Source organism: Coleofasciculus sp. FACHB-712 (assembly GCF_014695635.1).
Lineage (GTDB): Bacteria > Cyanobacteriota > Cyanobacteriia > Cyanobacteriales > FACHB-T130 > FACHB-T130.
The window spans coordinates 1-23025 of sequence record NZ_JACJOQ010000397.1; the positions used below are offsets into that span (position 1 = coordinate 1).

General features: G+C 44.6%; 10 protein-coding genes and 1 pseudogene. 5 read left to right on the forward strand and 6 right to left on the reverse strand.

Annotation, left to right across the window (positions count from 1 at the left end; genetic code table 11):
- On the forward strand, window positions 1-696 hold a 696-nt coding region (locus H6F50_RS11660), incomplete at its 5' end, for a class I SAM-dependent methyltransferase (RefSeq protein ID WP_190428823.1).
- Between the two features lie 26 nt (window positions 697-722).
- Here the strand turns inward: H6F50_RS11660 and H6F50_RS11665 are convergent.
- Entirely contained in the window at window positions 723-1796 is a 1074-nt protein-coding gene (locus H6F50_RS11665) for a low specificity L-threonine aldolase (protein WP_190428824.1), read from the reverse strand.
- 79 nt (window positions 1797-1875) lie between these two features.
- Window positions 1876-3879 (reverse strand): ATP-binding protein, encoded by a 2004-nt coding sequence (locus H6F50_RS27055; protein WP_242028991.1) that lies wholly within the window; start codon window positions 3877-3879, stop codon window positions 1876-1878.
- 266 nt (window positions 3880-4145) lie between these two features.
- Between H6F50_RS27055 and treZ the strand changes: the two genes are divergently transcribed.
- The 3 genes from treZ to H6F50_RS11685 all read left to right on the forward strand — a co-directional run bounded on the left by treZ (window position 4146) and on the right by H6F50_RS11685 (window position 10539).
- Window positions 4146-5972, forward strand: coding sequence for a malto-oligosyltrehalose trehalohydrolase (treZ, locus tag H6F50_RS11675; RefSeq protein WP_190428825.1), 1827 nt, complete (start codon window positions 4146-4148; stop codon window positions 5970-5972).
- 144 nt (window positions 5973-6116) lie between these two features.
- A complete protein-coding gene (gene treY / locus H6F50_RS11680) occupies window positions 6117-8915 on the forward strand; it encodes a malto-oligosyltrehalose synthase (RefSeq protein WP_190428826.1) in 2799 nt (932 codons plus the stop codon).
- Between the two features lie 100 nt (window positions 8916-9015).
- Entirely contained in the window at window positions 9016-10539 is a 1524-nt protein-coding gene (locus tag H6F50_RS11685) for a trehalase family glycosidase (RefSeq protein WP_190428832.1), read from the forward strand.
- A 111-nt stretch (window positions 10540-10650) separates the two neighbouring features.
- Here the strand turns inward: H6F50_RS11685 and H6F50_RS11690 are convergent, their stop codons facing one another.
- The 3 genes from H6F50_RS11690 to H6F50_RS11700 all read right to left on the reverse strand — a co-directional run bounded on the left by H6F50_RS11690 (window position 10651) and on the right by H6F50_RS11700 (window position 21486).
- Entirely contained in the window at window positions 10651-12579 is a 1929-nt protein-coding gene (locus H6F50_RS11690; protein WP_190428827.1) for an alpha-amylase family glycosyl hydrolase, read from the reverse strand.
- A 586-nt stretch (window positions 12580-13165) separates the two neighbouring features.
- Entirely contained in the window at window positions 13166-15025 is a 1860-nt protein-coding gene (locus tag H6F50_RS11695) for a GGDEF domain-containing response regulator (protein ID WP_190428828.1), read from the reverse strand.
- Window positions 15025-21486: a PAS domain-containing protein gene (locus H6F50_RS11700; protein WP_190428829.1), complete on the reverse strand. Its 6462-nt coding sequence runs from the start codon at window positions 21484-21486 to the stop codon at window positions 15025-15027. Before H6F50_RS11700 ends, H6F50_RS11695 begins: the two co-directional genes overlap by 1 nt.
- A 393-nt stretch (window positions 21487-21879) precedes the next feature.
- Here H6F50_RS11700 and H6F50_RS11705 point away from each other — a divergent pair, with 393 nt between their 5' ends.
- The gene (locus tag H6F50_RS11705) at window positions 21880-22152 is read left to right on the forward strand and encodes a hypothetical protein (protein ID WP_190428830.1); all 273 of its coding nucleotides are present in this window, start codon (window positions 21880-21882) and stop codon (window positions 22150-22152) included.
- A 621-nt stretch (window positions 22153-22773) separates the two neighbouring features.
- Here H6F50_RS11705 and H6F50_RS11710 read toward each other — a convergent pair.
- A pseudogene (locus H6F50_RS11710) lies at window positions 22774-23025 on the reverse strand (hypothetical protein); the annotation flags it as partial.

The window sequence follows — 23025 nt, forward strand, 5'->3', positions numbered from 1 at the left end:
TTCGCACAAGGGCACGATCTGGAGCTGATGGTGCAGGCAGGTGAACCAACATCAGAGATGAGTGTACTTGATGTAGGGTGTGCGGCAGGACATACGGGGTTTGCTTTCGCCCCTCATGTCCGCGAAGTGATTGGCATTGACTTAAGCCAGAAAATGTTAACAGAGGCATCGCGGCAAGCAACGGCACGAGGCTTAAATAACGTGCATTTTCAGGAAGCCAATGTTACAGCACTCCCCTTTTCAAATGAGCAGTTTGATATTGTGACTTGCCGCTATGTCGCTCATCACTTCCCCAGCTTGGCACCCGCGCTGAGTGAGGTTTTTCGAGTGCTAAAACCGGGTGGAAAGTTTCTGGTTGTGGACATTATTTCGCCGGAAGATATTGCACTGGCAGAGTTTATCAATCAGGTGGAGAAACTACGCGATCCTTCTCATAGTTGGGATTGGATGATATCGGAGTGGCAAGCGGCTGGCGAAAGTATTGGGATGCCCTTCACCGCGATGCAACAGTGGCACCTACCGATTGATTTTGCAGATTGGACAGCACGACAGCAGACACCACCAGAAGCAGTTCAAGAACTGGAAATATTACTGGATAATGCTTCTTCACAAGCAAAATCGGTATTCTCCATTGTGGGTGCGCCGCAGCGTTCATTTTGCGAATACTCGGCTCTCCTGCGGGGAACAAAATCATAAACTAGGGAAAGAAATTTTGCCCTTCCCTACTGAAAATTGAAGGTGGAAACTAGAGGTGAAGAAACCACGTTGCAGTGTGCCCGCGCCGCCTCAATCAAGGCAGTGATATCCTCTTCCTTAGTGTTGAAAGCCGTTACTAATCGCACAGTTGATGAATATTCCCCCTCCCAGCGATAAAATTGGAAACCATCGGCAAGAAGCCCTTGGATAACTTCCTCCGGCATCTGAATAAAGATTTCATTTACTGCAACCAGGTAGCACAGGTTCATTCCTGGTAGCGCTGTTAGCCCGTGCGCTAATTTCTTAGCCATCTGATTAGCATGGGCAGCATTTTTCAGCCACAAATCATCTTTAATGTAAGCTTCCAACTGGGCAGATAAAAACCGCATCTTTGAAAAGAGATGCCCGCTGCGCTTGCGACGATAGGCGAAAGTTTTTGCCAAATCTTGATTAAAAAAGACGACGGCTTCTGCTGCCATCGCACCATTTTTAGTCGCTCCAAACGATAGTACATCAACCCCAACCCGCCAAGTGATATCCGCCGGAGAACAACCCAAGCTAACCACCGCATTCGCAAAACGGGCACCATCCATGTGTAAACCCAAATTGTGGGTATGGGCAATTTCGGCAATCTGGGAAATTTCCTCTGGCTGATAGATCGTTCCAGCCTCCGTTGCCTGAGTCAAGCTTACAGCCGCAGGCTGTACGTGATGGACGACGCCAGCGCCCGATTTTGCCAGTACAGCAGCCAAGTCAGCGGCGCGAATCTTGCTATCTGCACCATCCAGTGTCACTAGCTTCGCGCCGCCGGTATAAAATTCGGGTGCCCCGCATTCATCCAGATTGATATGAGATTGGCGATGACAGTAAATCGCCCCAAACGGGGGTGTCATAACAGACAGGGCGAGGGCATTGGCAGCAGAACCCGTGGCGACGGGAAAAACGGTTACATCTGTCTCAAACAATTCCTTGAACTGGGCTGACAAGCGCTGGGTATATTCATCATCACCATAAGGCATGGTGGTACCCTGATTAGCGGCAGCGATCGCTGCCATAATTTCCGGCGAAATCCCGGTGACATTGTCGCTACAAAAGTTCATCTGTTCGTCTCGCGTTTCTCAATACTCAACTCTATGCTAATCGCCTCTGCCGACATAGATCCTCGACTTCTGGAATCATTTAGAGTTGCGATATCTTGTTCGGCGAAATCGGAATCTTAATGACGAACTCTGCCCCCTCTCCGGGTGCAGAAATACACTCCATACTGCCACTATGTTTTTCTACTACAATCTGATAACTAATCGATAGCCCTAAGCCGGTGCCTTTCCCGACTGGTTTCGTTGTGAAAAAGGCATCGAATAGATAAGAACGGACTTCTTCTGTCATGCCTGGGCCGTTGTCGGCAATGCGAATCACCGCTAGCTTTTCGTCTTCAACAGCGGTGCTAATTTTAATACTGGGTAAAAGACAAAATATTTCCTCCTTAGCGACTGACTCTTCTAGTGCATCAATCGCGTTACTCAGCAGATTCATAAACACCTGATTCAGCTGTCCCGCGTAGCATTCAACTAATGGCAAATCGCCATATTCTTTGCTCACGGTAATCGTGGGACCGCCAGCGATCGCTTTCAGTCGATACTGCAAAATTAGTAAGGTGCTATCAATGCCTTCGTGAATATCAACCGGCTTCATTTCCGCTTGATCGACGCGAGAAAACGAACGTAAGGACTGAACAATTTCCCGAATTCTCTCAATTCCTAAGTGCATTGATTTTAGTAATTTTGGCAAATCTTCAATAATAAAATCAAGGTCACTTGCTTCAATTTCTTGGTCAATTTCAGGTGTAGGGGGGTATTGTTGTTGGTAAAGGTGTAACAAATAGAGCAAACTATTCGCATAGTCACAGGCATAATTGATATTGCCGTGAATAAAGTTAATTGGATTATTTATTTCGTGAGCAACTCCAGCCACTAATTGACCAAGGCTAGAGATTTTTTCAGTTTGAATCAGTTGAGCTTGAGTTTTCTGGAGGTTAAGCAGAGTAATTTTTAGCTCTTGAGATTTTTCTCGATAGCGATTTTCACTTTGCTTGCGCTCAGAAACTTCAAGCAATAACAGATCGTTTGTCTGTCTAATTTCTGCTGTCCGCTCCTCAACTCTGCTTTCAAGCTCGATGTTAGAGCGGTGCAACTCCTCTTCTACTTGCTGGCGCTCAGCGATTTGTTTTTGCAGCTCAAGATTAATGAGTTCTAACTGCTTGGTTTTATCTAATAATATTTTTTGTGTGGCTTCTAATTTGTCAACGGTTAAAGCTTCTTCGTGAAGAGTATAAATATACTCCGAACTTAAGCCAATAAATGGGACGAGGTAAGCAATAATTTTAAGGAAATGGGCAATATTGAAATGGTTGTCGAATAATGCAGTTGAGCCAAAAGCCATGTGGAGTTGACTGGCGATTTGGGGAATCATGCTAATCGCTAGCGCTAAAGAAAAACGACTGGGATAAGCATTATAAAAGCGAGGAAAAACAAAAATACCTGCAAAGATAAACAACAAGAGGGGGGGGACATCCCAAGGACGAGTGACAATCGCGTTCGGGAAAATAGTTGCCGGTATGGCACTAGGGGTACAGAAATAGACAATTGTATAAGAAGCAACAGCAAAAGATACACTAGCGATCGCAACAAAACCCGCGCCTCCCTTCCACTTTCCTGGTTTCGTCGCTAGAAAAATTCCCGCGCCTCCCAGCAGAATCAAAGCATTAAAAAGTCGGCAGACTGCCCAAGTCAAAGGAATTAGGTTTTGGCTATCTGCTATCCCCTGGCTCAATCGGTCGGCGGCTAAAGCATGAAAGGTGTCCATGCACCCCGCGCAAAACATTGCCACGCCAATTATGAGCGTGACAGCATCGCGCTTCAGGCTGAAGTGAATCAAAGACAAAATAACAATGGACAGGGCAATACAGAACGCATTCCACTCCAGAATGGTGTGCAGAAAGCTTCCGGAAAGCGTGTACTGCATCGCTTCGACAAATGCGCGGGGAGACATTCCCACAGCAGCTGGCACCTCGAAGGGATGCTTTGGTGAGGCAAAATCCACTCCCAACAAATTCAGCAAGCTAGGCAGCACACAGATCGCTACCACTACCCAAATCAATTGAAAAGGAATCCTCATTGTTTCCATAGCATTTTTCCCAATCCCCCTATTTCAAGATGCCACTAAAGCTTAGCCACAAGTACAGAGGCAGTCATTTCTGACTCTACTAGCGTGGCTTTTAGCCTTCTGCCATTGCCAGAGGTCAGTAAGCTGATATGCGCGATCGCTAATTGAGTAAATAAAAATACACCTTATGGCAGTTCTACGTAACTAAACGTAACTATATTCTGGGATACGTTAACGCGACTTCGCCATTAGGCAAAAAATACTCTTAACAGCGAGGCTAATTAAAGGTGAGAATTGGCGCTTGTTACTTGGGCAACGGAAATTGTGAATTTACCGTTTGGGCACCCACTCTTCATACAGTAGCCGTACAAATTGTTTCTCCTGAAGAACGCCTTCTCACAATGCAACAGGATGAAGAAGGTTACTGGAAAGTTAAAGCTTCAGGCATTGAACCAGGAACGCTTTACTACTACAAACTCGAAGGAACAACTGATAGACCAGACCCAGCTTCAAAATACCAACCGAAGGGGGTACACGCCCCTTCTCAAGTCATCGATACTAGCACTTTTGCCTGGAATGATACTAATTGGTCTGGCATTCCCTTAGATGAAACTATTATCTATGAATTACACGTTGGCACCTTCACTCCAGAAGGCACCTTTGAGGCAATAATTCCCCGACTTGCTGAATTAAGCGAGTTAGGGATTAATGCCATTGAAATTATGCCAGTTGCTCAATTTCCCGGTGAGAGAAACTGGGGATATGATGGGGTGTTTCCCTTTGCCGTGCAGAATTCCTATGGTGGTCCCGAAGGATTAAAAAAACTCGTTGATGCTTGTCACCAACACCGTATCTCAGTCATTCTCGATGTCGTCTACAATCACCTAGGTCCTGAAGGAAATTACTTCCGAGATTTTGCTCCCTACTTCACTACCAAATATCGCGGTGATTGGGGAGAGGCGATGAATTTTGATGACAAATACAGCGATGGCGTCCGTAATTTTTGTTTAGAAAACGCTCTTTACTGGCTCCAAGAATATCACATAGACGGTCTAAGATTAGATGCCATTCAGGGCATTTTTGAGATGGGTGCTAGACCCTTATTACAGGAAATGGCAGACCAAGTTGCTAATTTTTCCCAGCAACAAGGTAGAAAATTTTATCTGATAGCCGAAAGCGACTTGAACGATGTCCGAGTCATTCGACCCAAAGAAGTGGGCGGCTATGGAATAGATGCACAGTGGAATGACGATTTTCACCACGCATTGCATACCTTACTCACCGGAGAGAACGATAGGTATTACGAGGATTTTGGAAAGGTTGAACAACTCGAAAAATCTTTCAAAGAAGGCTTTATTTACTCCGGACAATACGCTTCTCATAGAAAGCGCCGTCATGGTAGTTCTTCCAAAGACGAACCAGGATATCGATTTATTGTTTTTACCCAGACTCACGACCAAATTGGTAATCGTGTCCTTGCAGAAAGGTTATCTCAGCTTGTTTCCTTAGAAGGTCTGAAAGTAGCTGCGGCTGCTATTTTTCTATCTCCCTTTGTTCCCTTCCTTTTCATGGGTGAAGAATATGGTGAAGAAGCTCCTTTCTTTTACTTTATCAGTCATTCAGATGAGGATTTGATTGAAGCAATTCGCAAGAGTAAAGAAGAAGAATTTAAAGTATTTGTGGGGCGAGGCAAAATGCAAGATCCCCAAAGCCCTGAAACCTTTCAGAGGTGTCAGCTTAACTGGGAAAAACGAAAAGAAGGAAAACACAAAGCTCTTTGGGAATTTTATCAGCAACTTATACATCTACGCCGAACAATTCCTGCTTTGAAGAAACCAGACAAAAACACCCTAGAAGCGTCCAGCATTGAAGCCGATAAAATCTTATTCCTTCGGCGTTGGAGTGAAGCTAGTCAGATATACTCCATTATGAACTTCAATCAAAAAGAGGTCACTTTTACAGCTAATCTACCAAGTGGCAACTGGCAAAAGATTTTAGACTCTTCCGATACTCAGTGGATGGGTTCTGGTTCCACTTTACCGGAAAAACTCACGCCAAACCAAGAATTGACCATCAAACCACAGAGTATTGTTCTCTACGAGATAGCAGGATAATAGACGAGGCAGAGCCTTCCAATCCTAATTATCAAACTGATGATAACGAGACGATTGAGGCTTTGCTTAGCCAGTTGTCACTGTAGAGCAAGCACTGTTCACCTGACAAAATTAGAAAAATCATTGAGGAATTAAAATTACATCATGCGGATTCCAGCAGCTACTTACCGAATTCAATTTAATGCAGATTTCCCCTTTGATTCAGCCAAGAAAATTATTGCTTATCTCGCTGAATTAGGAATTTCCGATCTTTACGCTTCGCCCATTTTTAAAGCAAGAGAAGGTAGCACTCATGGCTACGATGTTGTTGATCCCACACAACTGAATCCCGAACTAGGAACACCGGAAAATTTTGAAGCATTGGTGAATGAAATCAAGAATTACGATATGGGATGGGTACAGGATATTGTTCCCAACCACATGGCTTATGATAGCCAAAATCAGTTCTTGATGGACATCCTCGAAAACGGACCAAATTCCGAGTATTTCGATTACTTCGATATTGACTGGAATCATCCTTATGAAAACCTGAGAGAGCGCGTTCTTGCCCCAATGTTGGGTAATTTTTATGGAGATTGTTTGGAAAATGCCGAAATTCAACTCCAGTACGATCAAAGCGGGCTGAGTGTTAACTACTTTAGCTTAAAACTTCCTGTAAAAATAGAATCTTATGCCCCGTTTATTACTCATAACTTAGGAAAACTAGCTAAATCCCTGGGAAGAAATCATCCAGATTTTGTTAAATTACTAGGGATTCTTTACCTGCTTAAAAACACGCTAGTAGAACCAAAAGGTAAAGAACGATATGACCAGATAGCCTTTGTAAAAGGACTTTTGGGGGAACTTTATACCCAAAATCCAGAGGTTCAGGAGTTTATCGATAGCAACATAGAGTTTTTTAATGGGGAGAAGGGCAATCCAGAAAGTTTTAATTCTCTTGATAGGTTGCTTTCAGAACAGTTCTATCGCCTTTCGTTTTGGAAAGTGGGTGCTGAAGAACTGAATTATAGAAGATTTTTCACCGTCAACGAATTAATTTCTGTCAAAGTCGAAGAAATCAAGGTTTTTCATAAAACTCATAATTTTATAAGTCAGTTGGTTGAGTCTGGAACAATCACAGGACTCCGAATCGACCATATTGACGGACTCTACGATCCAAGTGAATATTTGCAACGGCTGAGAAACAAAGCTGGAGATGTCTATATTACGGTTGAAAAAATTCTGGAACATAAAGAAGATTTACCTGCTTACTGGCCTATAGAGGGAACCAGCGGCTATGACTTCTTAAACTATGTTAACGGTATTTTCTGCCGAACTGAGAGCGAGGAACGGTTTACTGAGATTTACTCTAGACTGACAGGTTTAAATACCCCCTACGAGCAGCTTTTTATGGATAAAAAAAGGCTGATTGTAGAGAAAAATATGGCGGGAGATGTAGATAATTTAGCCCATCTTTTGAAACGAGTATCGGGGCATTCTAGAGTAGGAATCGATTTTACTCAGCATGGTCTGCAAAGAGCTTTGGCTGAGATTCTGATACTGTTTCCCGTTTATCGAACTTATATCAATCAAGAGGGATTAAGAGAATCGGATCGCTTCTATGTGAAGGAAGTCATTGAAAAAGCTAGAGAGCAAGTGCCGTTGCTTTTGAAGGAACTGAACTACATTGAAAAACTCTTGTTGCTAGAAGAGGAGGACTCTTTAAAGGCAGAACAAAGAGAAGTACAGCGTCACTTCGTGATGAGACTTCAGCAGTTGACTGGCCCATTGATGGCGAAAGGAATTGAGGATACGCTTTTATATGTTTACAACCGACTTTTATCCCTGAATGAAGTGGGTGGAAATCCGAGCCAATTTGGGGTTAGCGTTGCAGATTTTCACGAGTTCAACCAAAAGCAGCATGAGCGTTGGCCTCATAAAATGAATGCCACGGCAACCCATGATACCAAGCGTGGGGAAGATGTCAGAGCTAGAATAAATGTGCTTTCAGAAATTCCCGATGAGTGGGAAGAACAGGTAAAAACTTGGAGTAAAATTAACGACTCTAAAAAACGCCGCATGAAGGGTCGAGTTTTTCCTCAAAAGAATGATGAATATTTCTTTTACCAAACGCTGGTTGGTGCTTTTCCGTTTGCTGAAAGTGAGCGATCGCACTTTGTAGAGCGCGTGAAAGAATATGTAGTGAAAGCGGTTCGAGAGGCTAAGGTTCACACCGCTTGGCTCAGACCGGATACTGATTATGAAGATGGCTTTGTTGCTTTTATCGAAGAAGTCCTGAACCCTTCCACAGATAATCAATTTCTCCAGGAGTTTCTGCCCTTCCAACAATCGATAGCTTACTACGGAATTTTCAATTCTCTCTCTCAAACTTTGCTAAAAATTACCGCTTCTGGTGTACCTGATTTTTATCAAGGAACGGAGTTATGGGAGCTGAGTTTAGTAGACCCAGATAATCGGCGTCCAGTGGACTTTGAGCAGCGGCTAGCATTCCTTAAAGAGATTAAAGAGAAAGCTAAGGCAGATGTTCTGAAGCTGATCGATGAGCTATTTACGAGTAAGGAGGATGGAAGAATTAAGCTTTTCTTGATAGCTAGGGTTCTGGAGGCAAGAAAACAAAATTTGGCAGGTTTCCAAAAAGGAGATTATATACCGCTAGAAGTGAATGGAAAGTTTCAGGATCGGATTGTTGCTTTTGCCAGAAGTTATGAAAATCGGGTGGCAATTACAATTGTCCCGCGATTGCTGACGAACGTTGTCCAAGAAGGAGAATATCCTTTGGGTGAAGTATGGGGTGACACCCAGTTGAAGCTACCGCAGGGAATGCCATCTGCAATGAAAGATGCAATTACTTCTCAGTCCCTGAGCGCGAATGGCACGGTGTTGATTGGGGACGCCTTAAAACACTTTCCGGTAGCTTTATTAATTAGCGAAAGCGATCGCTAATATCGATTCCCCTTTGTCATACTGGACATCAGATACTGTTGCCCCCCATCGAGCGGGGGGCAACAGACAGATTTATTACAAATACTAAGGAAAAATCGTGATTAATCAATCATTACCTCAAACCGAATTGTTTCCCTCCCTAGAACAAATTCAGGCAGTAAAAGCCTACATTAAAAAAACTTGGAAAACCCTCTATCGCTCTCACGAGCATATTTTGGATGCTGCCCGCGACCCGAAAATTGGTCATATTCCCGGTAAAGGTTGGCCTATCTATGTCTCGCAATCAGAAGATCGAGCGCTCATTGAGGCATCTTTGCGGGAAGTTTTGAGCAACGAAGAATTTAATCAAATTGAAATTCGCACGTTACCGGCAGAAGTTGATCAAATTGAAGATCACGGGTTGCTCTATTTACCTCATGCCTATGTGGTTCCGGGCGGTCGTTTTAATGAGATGTACGGCTGGGATAGCTATTTTATCCAGTTAGGATTGTTGCGAGATGGAGAAATAGAATTAGCCAAAAGCTTGGTGGAACAGCTAATTTATGAAATTGAGCATTACGGCACGATTTTGAATGCCAATCGTACCTATATGCTGACGCGATCGCAACCTCCCGTCCTTACGCCGATGATTTTGGCTCTCTTCCAGCACACGCAGGATCGGGACTGGCTGCAATCAGTACTGCCAACCGTTGAACGTTTTTACTACTATTGGACATTACCCCCCCACCTGAATCAAGCAACCGGCCTTTCGCGCTATTTTGCATTAGGTGAAGGTCCAGCGCCGGAAGTGTTAATTTCCGAGCGGGATGAAGAAGGGAGAACTCATTATGATCGGGTACGGGAATATTATCGGACGTTTGCAGTTGAAGCTTACGATGTCAACTTGTATTATGACCGCCAGAGCGATCGCTTAACTGATTTATTTTACAAAGGCGATCGTTCCATGCGAGAATCTGGGTTTGACATCAGCAACCGTTTTGGCCCATTTAGTGTAGATATTATTCACTATGCGCCTGTTTGCTTGAATGTTTTGCTTTATAAAACAGAGCAAGATACCGCCCAGATAAACGATATTTTGGGATATGAAGAAATTGCTCATCAGTGGCGCGATCGCGCTCGCAACCGCCACAAATTAATTGACCGATTTCTTTGGGATGAAGAAGCTGGACTTTACTTTGATTACAACTTCCATACTGGCAAGCGTCGCCCCTATGAATTTGCCACCACATTTTATCCTTTGTGGGCTGGAATTGCATCTGAAGAACAAGCCAAAAGAGTGGTTGAAAATTTACCCGAATTTGAGGCACCGGGAGGATTACTCACCAGCACTCATGTAACCGGAAATCAATGGGATGCTCCCTTTGGTTGGGCACCTTTACAGTTAATTGCAGTTCAAGGACTTCATCGCTATGGTTATCACCAAGACGCCGATCGTTTAGCGAAAAAGTTTATATCTCTGCTAGTGCAAGAGTTTGAAAGATACGGAACGCTGGTAGAAAAATATGACGTTTGTAATTGCTCCGCCAATGTTTCCCATGAAATTCTCTTTGGCTACAGTTCCAACGAAATCGGCTTTGGTTGGACAAACGGAGTCTTCCTCGAACTGTTATCAACCTTAGAATAACTGAAAATTTATAACGCAGAGTTAGTAAAAGGAAATCACCAAGGTACACAAAGTTAAATATTCCTTCGCGTACCTTTGGGATTTCCTTAGCGTACCTTTGCGTTTAAATGCTTAAGATTCCCGTCCTGTTGCCCATCTATCGCGCCATTTTACTGTCCCTTCCGTGGCAATAACCCAGCGGCGACCGACAGTATTTTCGCGCAAGGGTGCCTGACCTTCACGCCACAGTGCATACTTGTAAGTAATTAACTTTCCAGCACTTTCATCAAAGGGAATTTCCCCAAACCAAGTATTAGTATTGATGAATTCAAGCGGATACGCCTTAGAGATATCCCAATTGCCTAACTCCGGACAATCTCCAATTACCACAACAGTTTCACCTGGCTGTGTCTGCACACCATTAAGTTGCACCCGCACAATCGTTTGCCCCTTGATGCGTTCCCCAACATGACTGATGACAATTACATCCCGCGCCTCTAGTTCCAAGTCTTGCAACTTTCCGTCTGTAACTTCAAACTTGCGCCGCATTAAAACATCGGTATGTTCGCCGTCTGGTAACTCCGTATCAATGGCTTCCAACTTAACAGCTTCCCCTCGATTCATCGCTACAAACAAAACAGAATCGCGGTAACGGCGTACATAACAATAAACATCAGGCGTTAGATATTTTTGCCACTGACTCCCCATCGATACGGCTGGATTTAATCGCCGCAAACCTGATAGCAACCGGATATCTCGATAGAGGCGTGACTCGGTATCCCAATTTTCCATCATCGGACGGTTGTAAGGATCGTTACCGTCGTTGGTATCGTCGTGGAGATACTGTTCTGTACCGTAGTAGATACAGGGAATCCCACGGGAGGTCATAATCACAGCGATCGCTACCCGCAGCATCTCTGGATCGGGATTCAATGACTGGAAGCGGGGCATATCGTGATTATCAATAAATGTAATCAACTCCGTCGCCCCGCAATAACGATGATCCAGATCCAGAACATCTTGAATCAGGTGAAATCCTCCTTCAGCACCCTGCGCCAAAGCCGCTCGGATTGCCAAACAAAAACCAAAATCTAGCATTGTCATGCCAGATTCATTGGCGAATTCTACCGAAAGGTCGCTTCGAGGGTCGCTAAAAATCCACTCGCCAAAGATAAAAACATCTGGTTTGTGAGTGGTAATATCCGCGTTAAATTCTTGCCAAAACCAGATCGGCATATGCTTTACAGTATCAACCCGTAAAGCATCAACTCCCCGGTCTAGCCATTGTTTAATGGCTGATTTAATGTAGTTTCGGTACTCGACGTTATTTTCGTTAAAAGTTGCTAAACCAGACAATTCACAATTTTGCACCTGCCACTCATCTTCCCAATTGGTAACTTCACCATAGTGGTGATACCAGTTATCTTTATCGTCATTAAAATCAGCAATTTTTACTCCATCGTCGTAGAGTTCTCCCTTCTTCCCGCTGAAATCTGGATTGCTGTGATTACACACAATATCCAACACCAGTTTCATCTTGCGTTTGTGTAACTCAGCAACTAATCTGTCAAAAACTGTATCTTTTGTATCTTGAGTTTTATTGAGCGAAGGTTCTTCATCCTTGCCAATAAAGCGAGGATTAATCCGTTTAAAATCCTTCGTCCAATAGCCATGAATCGCAGCTTGCTCAACAAATAATGCTTCCACTTGCTCAAACAGGGGGGTAAGCCAAACTGCGGTAACTCCTAAGTCCTTTAAGTAATCTAGTTTTTCAATAATTCCCTGTAAATCTCCACCCCAATATTTACCCCAATCTTTTCGCTCTGGATCGTAAAGTTCTGGGTTTGGCCCTTCGCTGTTGTCAGGATCGCCGTCATAGAAACGATCTACAACAATGAAGTAAATGGTTTCCTGGCGAAATTCAATATCTCTGGTGTATAGAAACTCTAAATCAATATCACTTTCTGGTTTAGCTTCGATAACCAAAGACTCGATTTCTGCTTCTGAATTAGTAACTTCGTATTGAGATGACGAAGCTTGAGATGGAGGAGTTGATACCATAAAGTTTAGTGCGGCTAGTGTTGATAGAGGTGCGATTTTGGAAAGGTCTGTGCTGTCCGGCTAAGGAGTTCAAGCCTTCAGACTAACTTTTTATAAATCTAACGAATTGTTTCCTTTTTTGTATATATATCCGGAGATAGTAGACTAAAGGGACAAAGCCGTGATACATAAAATAATTTTGTGGAAATTTTTAAAGCAACGAAATCTGCGGTTGGTTTGAAGGATTAGGTCTTACCCAACCGAACAGGGTGTTGGATTGAAGGAAGAAAGCCAACCTACAAAATACTTTACCCTCTTTTAAAGGCTACCGTGGACACACAAGTCTTCTTGAACTTGCAAGCGTCGTTTTATTCTCATAACCTCCCTTAAACAAGGGGAAAATCAAGTTAAAATCTCCCAGTTTATTGGGGGGATGCCAGGGAAATCAATCAACGTTTTGCAACTTAACTAAAGACGTGCGAACACCGTATCTTTTAGCCGAAGGAGAAATACAAGCAGATGTACACTCCCCCGATTAAATTTATTTTGTATGCTCCGCAGATTAAATTTAATTTTTAGAATAAAAAGAAAGTTTCCTAGAGAATTGTTACCACTGAGGATCTGCTTTAATTAGTTCTGAAGCTAATTTACTTTCTACAGGTTTGGAAAACAAATATCCTTGACCAAAATCACAATTGAGCGCTCTTAGTTGGGCTAATTGACCGGAAGTTTCTATTCCTTCAGCAATCACATTTATCCCCATCGTATGAGCCATTCTCATAATTGCGGGAACCAGGCCTATATTTTCTTGACTACTTTCCATACGGTTAACGAAAGATTTGTCAATCTTCAGGGTATTAATTGGAAAGCAGTGCAAGTAACTTAAGGAAGAATAACCTGTTCCGAAGTCATCAAGGCTTAACTGAATTTGACGCTTCTTGAGTTCCTGAATAATTGCCATTGCTGATTGGCTATTATTTATAAGGACACTTTCTGTGATTTCTAGTTTTAAGCTTTGTGGACTTAGTTGAGTTTTTTGAAAAATTTCGTCAATTTGCTCAATTAAGTTTGATTGGGAAAACTGCCGACCTGAAAGATTCACGCTAATTGTTAGAGGTTCTTGCGTTAGTTTTTGTTGTTGCCAAATCTTTAATTGCTGGCAAGCTTCCCGCATTACCCAAGTATCAATCTGAGTAATCAAACCCGTTTCTTCTGCAATTGGAATGAAGTCCAATGGAGAGATAAATCCCCGATGGGGATGATTCCAGCGCACTAGGGCTTCAAATCCAGCAAGTTTGCCGGTATTCAGTTTAACAATCGGCTGATAATAAACTTGAAATTCTTGTTGATTTATAGCCTTTCGCAGGTCGGTTTCTAGCTGTAAAAGCTGGATAGCTTCCTGGTGCATGGCTGGATCGAAAACGTGATACCGAGCTTTGCCACATGTCTTTGCATGGTACATAGCGGTATCTGCATCCCGCAACAAATATTCAGGTTGTTCATAGTTATTGTTTCCCAAAGCGATGCCAATACTGGCGCTCATGAATACTTCATGTCTGGATAGTTGAAAAGGATGCATGAGTTCTTGAAGAATTCGATCGGCAACTACGGTAGCAGTGCAGGCATCATTAATTTGTTCAACGATGATTGCAAATTCATCCCCTCCTAATCGTGTTAGCGTATTGACGATGCTCAGACAGGGTTCGAGTCGGCGGGCGAGAGCCTTTTGGACACGCTTGGCAAATGCAATCAGCAGTTCGTCTCCTACCAGATGACCAAGAGAATCGTTGACGACTTTAAAGCGATCGCAATCGAGAAATAACACCGCAAACTGATAATCTGCCTCTTGCTTAGTCCGGCTGAGTGCGTTTTCGAGACGCTCCATGAAGACAGCCCGGTTGGGCAAGCCAGTTAACGGATCGTGCAACGCCATATCTAGCAGTTGGCTCTGGATTCGCTTGCGCTCAAGAATTTCTTCATTGAGTTCTTGATTCGTCCTTTCTAACTGACTGGTACGCTCCTTGACCCGATTTTCAAGCTCTGCGTTCAGTTCCAGAACTTTTACTTGTGCTTCTCTCAGAGCCAGTTGATTCTTGACGCGGACTAACACTTCTTCTACCTGAAACGGCTTGCTGATGTAATCGATTCCGCCAACCGTAAAAGCTTTTACCTTGTCAATCGCCTCATCGAGAGCGCTTAAAAAAATTACAGGAATCTCGCGGGTTTGCTCGTTAGCTTTCAGTTTTTCGCAGACCTCATAGCCATTCATTTGAGGCATATTGATGTCGAGCAAAATCAAATCCGGCGGTTTTGCCTGACACGCTTTTAGAGCAGTTTGTCCGTTCGTTACGCTGCGAACCTTATAGCCCTGATGACTTAACAAATCGGATAACAGCCGCAGATTGTTTGGCGTATCGTCAACAAGTAGAATATTTCCGTTTAGTGGAAATACGCGATCGCTATTCATTAGATAATTTGTTCGATTAAATCAGTGATCTGTTCAAACTGAAAGTTGTTGACACAATCCACCAGAGCATTGAATATTGGAGCCTTTGACTCCGCGATTTGCTCGGCGAGGCTCAAAATCAACTCCGCATCTGCCTCAATAGCGGCTTGATAGAGAGCTGCAATCCACTCAACAGGCATCTCTTGAAAGAATGAAGGAGTTAGGAGAAACGATGAATTGGGTGTTGAAGTTTCCGTACTCCCCCTAGGTCGAGGGAGGAAGCAACTTTCGCCTTCTAATGACTCTTCATAAAGATAACGTACCCCTAAATGTTGAGCCATTTTTTCAAAGATAATTTCATTCCGGAAAGGTTTGCCGATGAAATCATCGCAGCCTGTTGACAAAATCAGGTTTCGCTGATCTTCAAAGGCACTAGCCGTTATCGCAATAATGACTACCGCCTGACCATTCACATCCGCTTTAATGCGTCGGGTAGCTTCATACCCGTCCATCACTGGCATCCGCATATCCATCCAGATCAGGTGCGGTTGCCAAGTCTTCCACAGGGCAAATGCCTCTAGACCATTTTCGGCTTCACGCACTTCAAATCCAACATCTGTCAGGAGTTTGACTAACAGGATGCGATTTTCCAGGCGATCTTCCACCACTAGGATGCGATATTGAAGTTGGTTCGGGACTAAACCAATCACCCTGGGTTGCGGCTGTGTCGTTTGAATATCAGTCGCTTCAGCTTGACGAATCTGGATATCAAATGAAAATCGCGTTCCCCGATCTACTTGGCTGCTGACTGCAATATCTCCTCCCAGAAGTTGCACAAATTTGCGGCTAATTGGTAGGCCTAATCCAGTTCCTTGCTGAGATTGCCGACCTGTTTCTGTTTGGGAAAAAGCTTCAAATAGTTTGTCTACTTCTTGTGGGGAAATACCAGGGCCGGTATCTTCGACTTCAAACACCAAACGGTGATTGGGAATGGATAATGGGGAATGAGATTTCTGCGGATTATCGATTTGATGTCTAACTCGCAAGGTGACACCGCCGGATGAAGTAAATTTGATGGCATTTCCGAGGAGATTCATCAAGATTTGCCGCAATTTACTTTCATCTGTTTGCACGTATTGAGGAATATCTGGGGCATAGTCTAAGATAATCTGTAATCCCTTGGATTTCGCTTTTAATCGAAACATCTCTTCTAGGTTGTCCAAGAGGCGAATTAAGTCAAAGCAATTTTCATGAATAGTTGTTCTGCCTGCCTCAATCTTGGACATTTCTAGAATGTCGTTGATTAATTCCAAGAGATGTTCGCCACTTCGATTAATGATTCCCAGATATTCCTGATGAGCTTTGGATAGAGATGAGTCAAGGTTCATCACTTGGGTAAAGCCGAGGATGGCATTGAGTGGCGTTCTCAGTTCGTGGCTCATGTTGGCGAGAAATTGGCTCTTGGCGTGGTTGGCAACCTCGGCAGCTTCTTTCGCTCTGCGTAATTCTGCCTCAGCCTGAAAGCGATCGCTAATATCGATCATCAAACCATCCCAGAGAATATTCCCATCCGCTTGCTTTTCCGGTCGAGAATCCCCTTGAATCCATTTGATGTTCCCTTGCACAATAATTCGCCAGATGCCATGCCAATGTTTTAGCGTATTCGCTGAGACAGCGATCGATTCAATGACATTGGGTAAGTCATCTGGATGAACGACATCAAATATTAAAGATATATTCTGCTGAACCGCTTCTGGAGAAAGACCAAAGATTTCTTGGCAAACGGGACTGATATACGGAAAACTCATCATCCCATCCGGGCGCATCATAAATTGATAAATCATGCCCGGTATGTTTGTTGCCAAATTTTGATACCGACTGTTGCTCCGTTGCAATGCCTCCTCGACCCGTTTGCGCTCGATAATTTCAGTGGTGGCTTTTTCAAAGAGCGTGCATTGCTGGATAGCGATCGCCAATTGCACAGATAACTGTCTGAGACATTCGATTTCGGAGGAGTGCCACTCCCTTGCGCCTTCACAGTGCTGGGCAATCAGCAATCCCCACAAATTTTCTCCTTGCAAAATCGGAACCACCAAGTTCGCTTTCACCTCAAACTGGCTGAGTAAATCAATATGGCACTCATTTAGACCCGCGTTGTAAATATCCGCCATCGCTCGAATGCGACCTTGCTGGTAAAGGGGGACATAGGTTTCCACAAAGCAGCCGTCTTGAATATTGCTTCCGACAATTGGCGTCCAATCCTCGCCCACTGACTCGACAGCCACAACCCCGCTCCAGTCTAGATTAAAGTGGTAAATAATTGTCCGATCGGTTGCCAAAAATTGTCGGACTTCATCCACGGCTGTTTTCAAGACTGCCTCTAGGTTAAGAGAGGAGCGAATGCGTTCTTGGATAGTCCCCACCAACCGTTCCCGCAAAAATTGCTGTTGCAAGGCAATTTCCGCTTGTTTGCGATCGCTAATGTCCCGGCAGATGCAAACCCGAAATCCCTCTTCGGTATAAGTCAGAGAAATTTCTAGGAAAAAGGTGCTTCCATCCTGCTTTTTACCGATTGCTTCTCCACACCATTCTCCCTCTCGTAACAGAATCGGAACAACTTCTTGAGCCAAGCGATTAATTTCATCTGGGTAAAAAAGTTTGTGCCAAGTCTTACCCAAAAGGTCATTAATGTTGTCGTATCCAAAAATCTTGATATGAGCATCGTTCAGATAGATGTACTCATCCTCGGCATTGAGAATCGCCATACCATCCAATGCCGACTCTACCGCGACTAACTGCCGCCGCAGTTCGCTTTGAGCATTGACAAGCTCTTCTTGTGCCTGTTGACGAACTCTAATTTCTTGCTGTAGCTGTTGATTTTGGCAGTCGAGATAGGCACGGTGTTGTTTTTCCTGCTCTAAGAGGGAAGCTTGAGCGATCGCAATCCCGACTTGAGCCGCAACAGACTCTAATAGTTCAATCTCGTCTGCTGTCCACTGACGGATGCGATCGCACTGATGCAAGCCAATTGCTCCGTTCGGTTCTCCCTGGTAAGAAGTCCGCACTGCTAGCATCGACTTTAGACCGATCTGGCGGCAAAATGGCTCAACCGCTTCTAAAAGAGGCTCAGCATAAACATCCGGTGAGGAAATGGCAGCATCTTGTGCGAGCATTAGCTGGACATGGGGATTGCCAACGACAGGGATATCCAAAGACAGTAGCGATTGATAACCAGGAGCCACAAACTCAGCGACTATCGGAATTCTGAGTTCCGGTTCCACCACGTAGGTATGAATGAGGCAGCGATCGATCCTGAGTAGCTGAGAAATTTGTTCGGCGGCGGTGGCAAAGATGTGCTGAGGTTCTAAACTAGAGCGGATTTCTTCGGCAATCTGCTTGAGCAGGACAGTCCGGCTAAATTGATTGGTCAGCGCTTCTACTGCGATTCGCTCCTCGGTGATATCCGCTTGAATCCCCACATAGTGAGTCAAGCACCCTAAAGCATCTCGCACCGGAGCAATAGAAAATTCATTCCAAAATAAGCTGCCGTCTTGGCGATAGTTCCGCAGCACAACGCGACACTCTCTTGCTTCGCGCAGTGCCAGCCGCAGCTCCTCAAGAGCGGGTTGGGTGGTGTCGGGTCCCTGTAAAAAGCGGCAATTTTTGCCCAGAGTTTCTGCTGCCGAGTAACCCGTGATGGACTCAAAAGCTGGATTGACGTAAATCACTGGCGTGTCGGGCAGTTGGGCATCGCTAATGACAATACCATTGCTAGAAGCGGCGATCGCTCGCTCCAGCAGTCGCAGCCGCTCTTCTGAGTGCTTGCGATCGCTGATGTTTAAGGAATACCCAACGCACTCAATGGGATTACCTGCTTCGTCTTTGACCAATTTCATCTGATCGTAGAGCCAGCGATAAGTTCCGTCCTTGTGCAAAAAGCGGTATTCGTAGGCGTAATCTCCTGTAACAAACAGTCGCGGTAATTCAGCAAAGACGCGACTAACATCTTCTGGATGGATGTGGCTTGCCCAAAAAGTTCCATCTTCGAGAAATTCTTGGGCTTCATAGCCTAAAACTGTCTTGATATTCTCACTGACAAAGGTGATGTCATAATTCCCCGATGCCTTGCAGCTATAAATAATTCCCGGACTAGAGGTGAGCAGATGTTGCAGGCGTTCGGTCGCCGAGCGCAGTGCCACCTCCGCTTGTTTACGAGCAGTGATTTCCATCACCACTCCCCCAACGCCAGAAAGCCGATTATCCTCGTCTGGTATGGGAAAGAAAGAAACCATCCAGTCTCGAACAATACCCGGTTGGCTCGGTACTTCACCGCTGATTTCTTGGTTGAGAATAGATTCGCCTGTTGCGAACATTCGCCGATAGAGAGGTTCCAGCTTAGGGGCGATATCGGGGATGACTTCACAGAGGCTCTTGCCAATCATGTCACCCGCAGGGAAACCATTCACCTCTGCCAGGAGTTCGTTGATTTGCACGAATCGCAGTTGCTCGTCCATGATGCTCAATCCGACAGGAGCCGAGCTGAAAAAGGCATTCAGGCGAGCTTCCCGCAAGGCGAGTTCTCGTTCTAAGGCAATGCGAACGACTTCGTCGCGCTTCGCTCCGCTAACGTCTTTATGCGTCCCCGTCATCCGCAGCGCCACACCAGAGCGATCGCGCTCCATCACCTTACCATGACACAAAATCCACTTCCATTCGCCTGATTTTGAGCGCATCCGCAATTCAATTTCGGAAACGGGTGTTTTACCTTCCCGATGCAAGGTTAAAGAGTCTATCGCCCTAGAGGTATCCTCTGGATGTACTAGCCGCTCCCAGGACTGGTAACTGTTCTCAATCTCCTCTGGCTCATACCCCAGCATCTTCTTCCATTGCCGGTCGAAATACATCTCTCCGGTCGTTAAATTCCAATCCCATATCCCTAAGGCACTCCCATCTAACGCCATTTGCAGCCGTTCTTCGCTGCTTCTGAGAGCGGCTTCGGCAAGTTTGCGCTCAATCAGCCAACCTAACTGAGCCGCAACTGCACTTACTAGCTCAAACAAATGTCGATCTTCTGCACTTTTGCCACGCTTAAAGAAAACTAAAACTGCCAACACTCGCTGATTGGCGAGAATTGGCACGCCCAAACCCGTCTTTAATCCAACTTTTGCGGCGATTTGCGATCGCACAAAGGTTTCCTGTGTGGTCGCGGAAACATCTTCTACCCATTCTGGTTGCTGCGATGACCAAACGCGCCCTGGCAGACCCACGTTGGCTCTAAATGTGACTGTTTCGCTATGGCGTCGGAATTCTTCAACCGAGCTATGTTGCAAAGCGACGACCGCATCGCGATCGCACCCGTACCAACCCGGACTATTTTTTAAAACTGTACCATCATCAGACGGAACCCAAGTTTCTCCCAAATCCCAGCCGATTGTCGTACAAATTAACCGCAGAATAATTGCTAAAGCAGTATCTACGTCAACAGAACGATTGATGGCTTGGGTTGCTTCCAGCAACAGACGAATTTCAACTTCTGCTTGCTTTCTTTCAGTAATATCGCTGGTCGTGCCGAGAATCTGCTTCACCTTGCCGTCAGCGGTTCTCGCAAACAGAGTATCCCGATTGAGCAGAGTCCGCCATTCTCCATTTCGATGCCTCATCCGGTACTCATTCTCAAAGATTTCGCTGTCAGAGGCGTCCTCGAATTGTTGGAAATATTCCGGCAGTCTAGCGAAATCGTCAGGATGCATCAGCTTCTGGAAATCTAACCCCGTTTCTTGAATTTCTTGGGGGGTATACCCTAAAGTAACGGCGATTTCACGATTAATATAAACATTGCGCTGCTCGCTCAGATCGTAGAGAAACAAAACATTGGGGCTTGCTTCGGCAATCCGTTGAATGAAATGCTGACTCTGGAGTAACTCCTGCTGTGTCTGTTTATGTTCGGCGATTTCAGATTCTAGATTATGCAGCGTTTTTAATAACTCGGCGGTGCGATCGCTAACCCGAATTTCTAACTCATCGTTGACGCGGCGTAATGCTTCTTCTGCCTGCACCCGGATTGCAATCTCGCTCTGGAGTTCCTGGTTGAGAATCTCTAGCTGTTCGGGCGTTTCCAAAGCCAGGAATTGCGGCAGCAGCGTTACCATTTGTAGAGCCGTGTAGCAGGAAACCAAGGCAGTCATCGCTTGCTCAATTCCTGTCAGCCAGTAAACTGGATGCCAAAGCGTCCAGATTTCCATCAGGTGCCCGGTACCGCAGAGAATAGTAAAGGCTCCAAATAAGGCAAATATCCCTTGAAAGGGAATATCTTTCCGCTTGTGGATGAAGTAGATGAGCATCGCCGGAATTGAGAAATAGGCGATCGCAATCAACAAGTCAGAAACCAGGTGAAGCCATACCAGTTTCGTTTGCCAAAGGTAGCAGTGACCGTGAGGGATAAATTGTCCTGAAGAAAACAATTCTTTTAAAAGCTTCCACATATTACGATCTTTGGCTATAATTCGGAGTTATTCCCGATGCATAAAGATACGGTTAGATAAGCTTCCCAGCTTTAGCTTTTGCCGCGACCCCTCAAGCGCATTCGACTCAGAGTTGAAGCTCAAACTGATGGATAGCTGAGTCTTGGGTTTCCATAACAGCGAGTAATATGCAGAAGAATCTGCTAGAGATTGAGCAAGTTGAGTCAGTACAACACTTGATTCAAGATTGATTCCCCATCTTTAGATAGATATTCTTCATTATTAAACATGACAATTCTATTTTGGTAAGTCAAGGGAAGAATTTAGTTTTATCTGTCTGTCTCGAACCCCTCTTCCCCCCAGATCAGCTAAATTTGCTTGTCCATACTTGGTGGGAGAGGCAGTTTAAGGTTTATGAATTTTGTTTGTATACGTGACAACAACTATCTAGCGATCGCCTACATAAAGCCTTTCTTCATAACTGCTTTTATCAGACTAAAACGGTTGAGTCAGATTCTGGTAAATTTGCCAAGATTTAGCTGGAATCTCTGGAGTGCCCTAAATTGGGCATTGCTAAATCAAAGTTTAATTCAGCAATGTCAGGTAAAGGATCGCGATCGCAAAACGGTTGTCACCTTGCAACCTCGCTTTGTAAATGTGGAAAAAGTGAAACTTGCCGCTGAGTGACAAGCTATTAATTAAAAAATTTTTCTTCAGTCGATGAGAGACATAAAAGCCCGATCCCTGACTCACTCCTCGCAGAAACTTGGTTAGCAAAGTCCATGTGAAGCCAAGCAATCTTAAACTAGCAGCAAAAAGATATAGAAACATTTAAGAATCTGCTCAAATACTGTTGAGAAATCAGGTTGAGGGTAGACTGATTGATGGCAGCGATCGCTCTACAACTCAAGAATCGCTATTGAGGCAATTATACGCTGATCGTGATTGACTCTCCCGACTGATAGGGCTGGGGTGTCGATTCATTAAGTGCGAAAGGGAAATTAAGATTCAAGGCAGTGTGGAAGAGAAAGCGATCGCTGGTCAGCTCGCTCTAGAATCTCTTCCCGGTTCATCTGCATTTAAAGCTCAGCGAGAGGAGCCAGCGGCACAGACTCAGACCCATTAAGGCGCTCCAATTCACTGCTCGTTGCTATACCAATTCTCCATGATTCGTGAAGGAAAAATCGGGGAGCTAAATCCTCCCATCTCACTACTGAAATAGGACTCCTATATACCCATAATTGTGCAATTCATTAATCAATCGATTAACTATTAGCAATCTCAAGCAAAACAAACTCAATAAATTTTTTAGCCGTCTATCCTTGTCTCTGTCAAACTATTATTGCTGTTCAATTGAGAATTTGTGAGAATTGTCGGGTTTGAACTTTCCGTTGCATCGTTTCCAACATCAAAACTGACCGTATAAACAGATGCATCAGGCGCGTACACTTCAATTTTGTAATTGCCAGCAGAAGGCAGCAATGCTTGCCACTGTGCGCCATCGGTAATCGTCCCGACCGTTTGCCCTTCCGGATCGATTACGGTGATATTGACGTTGCC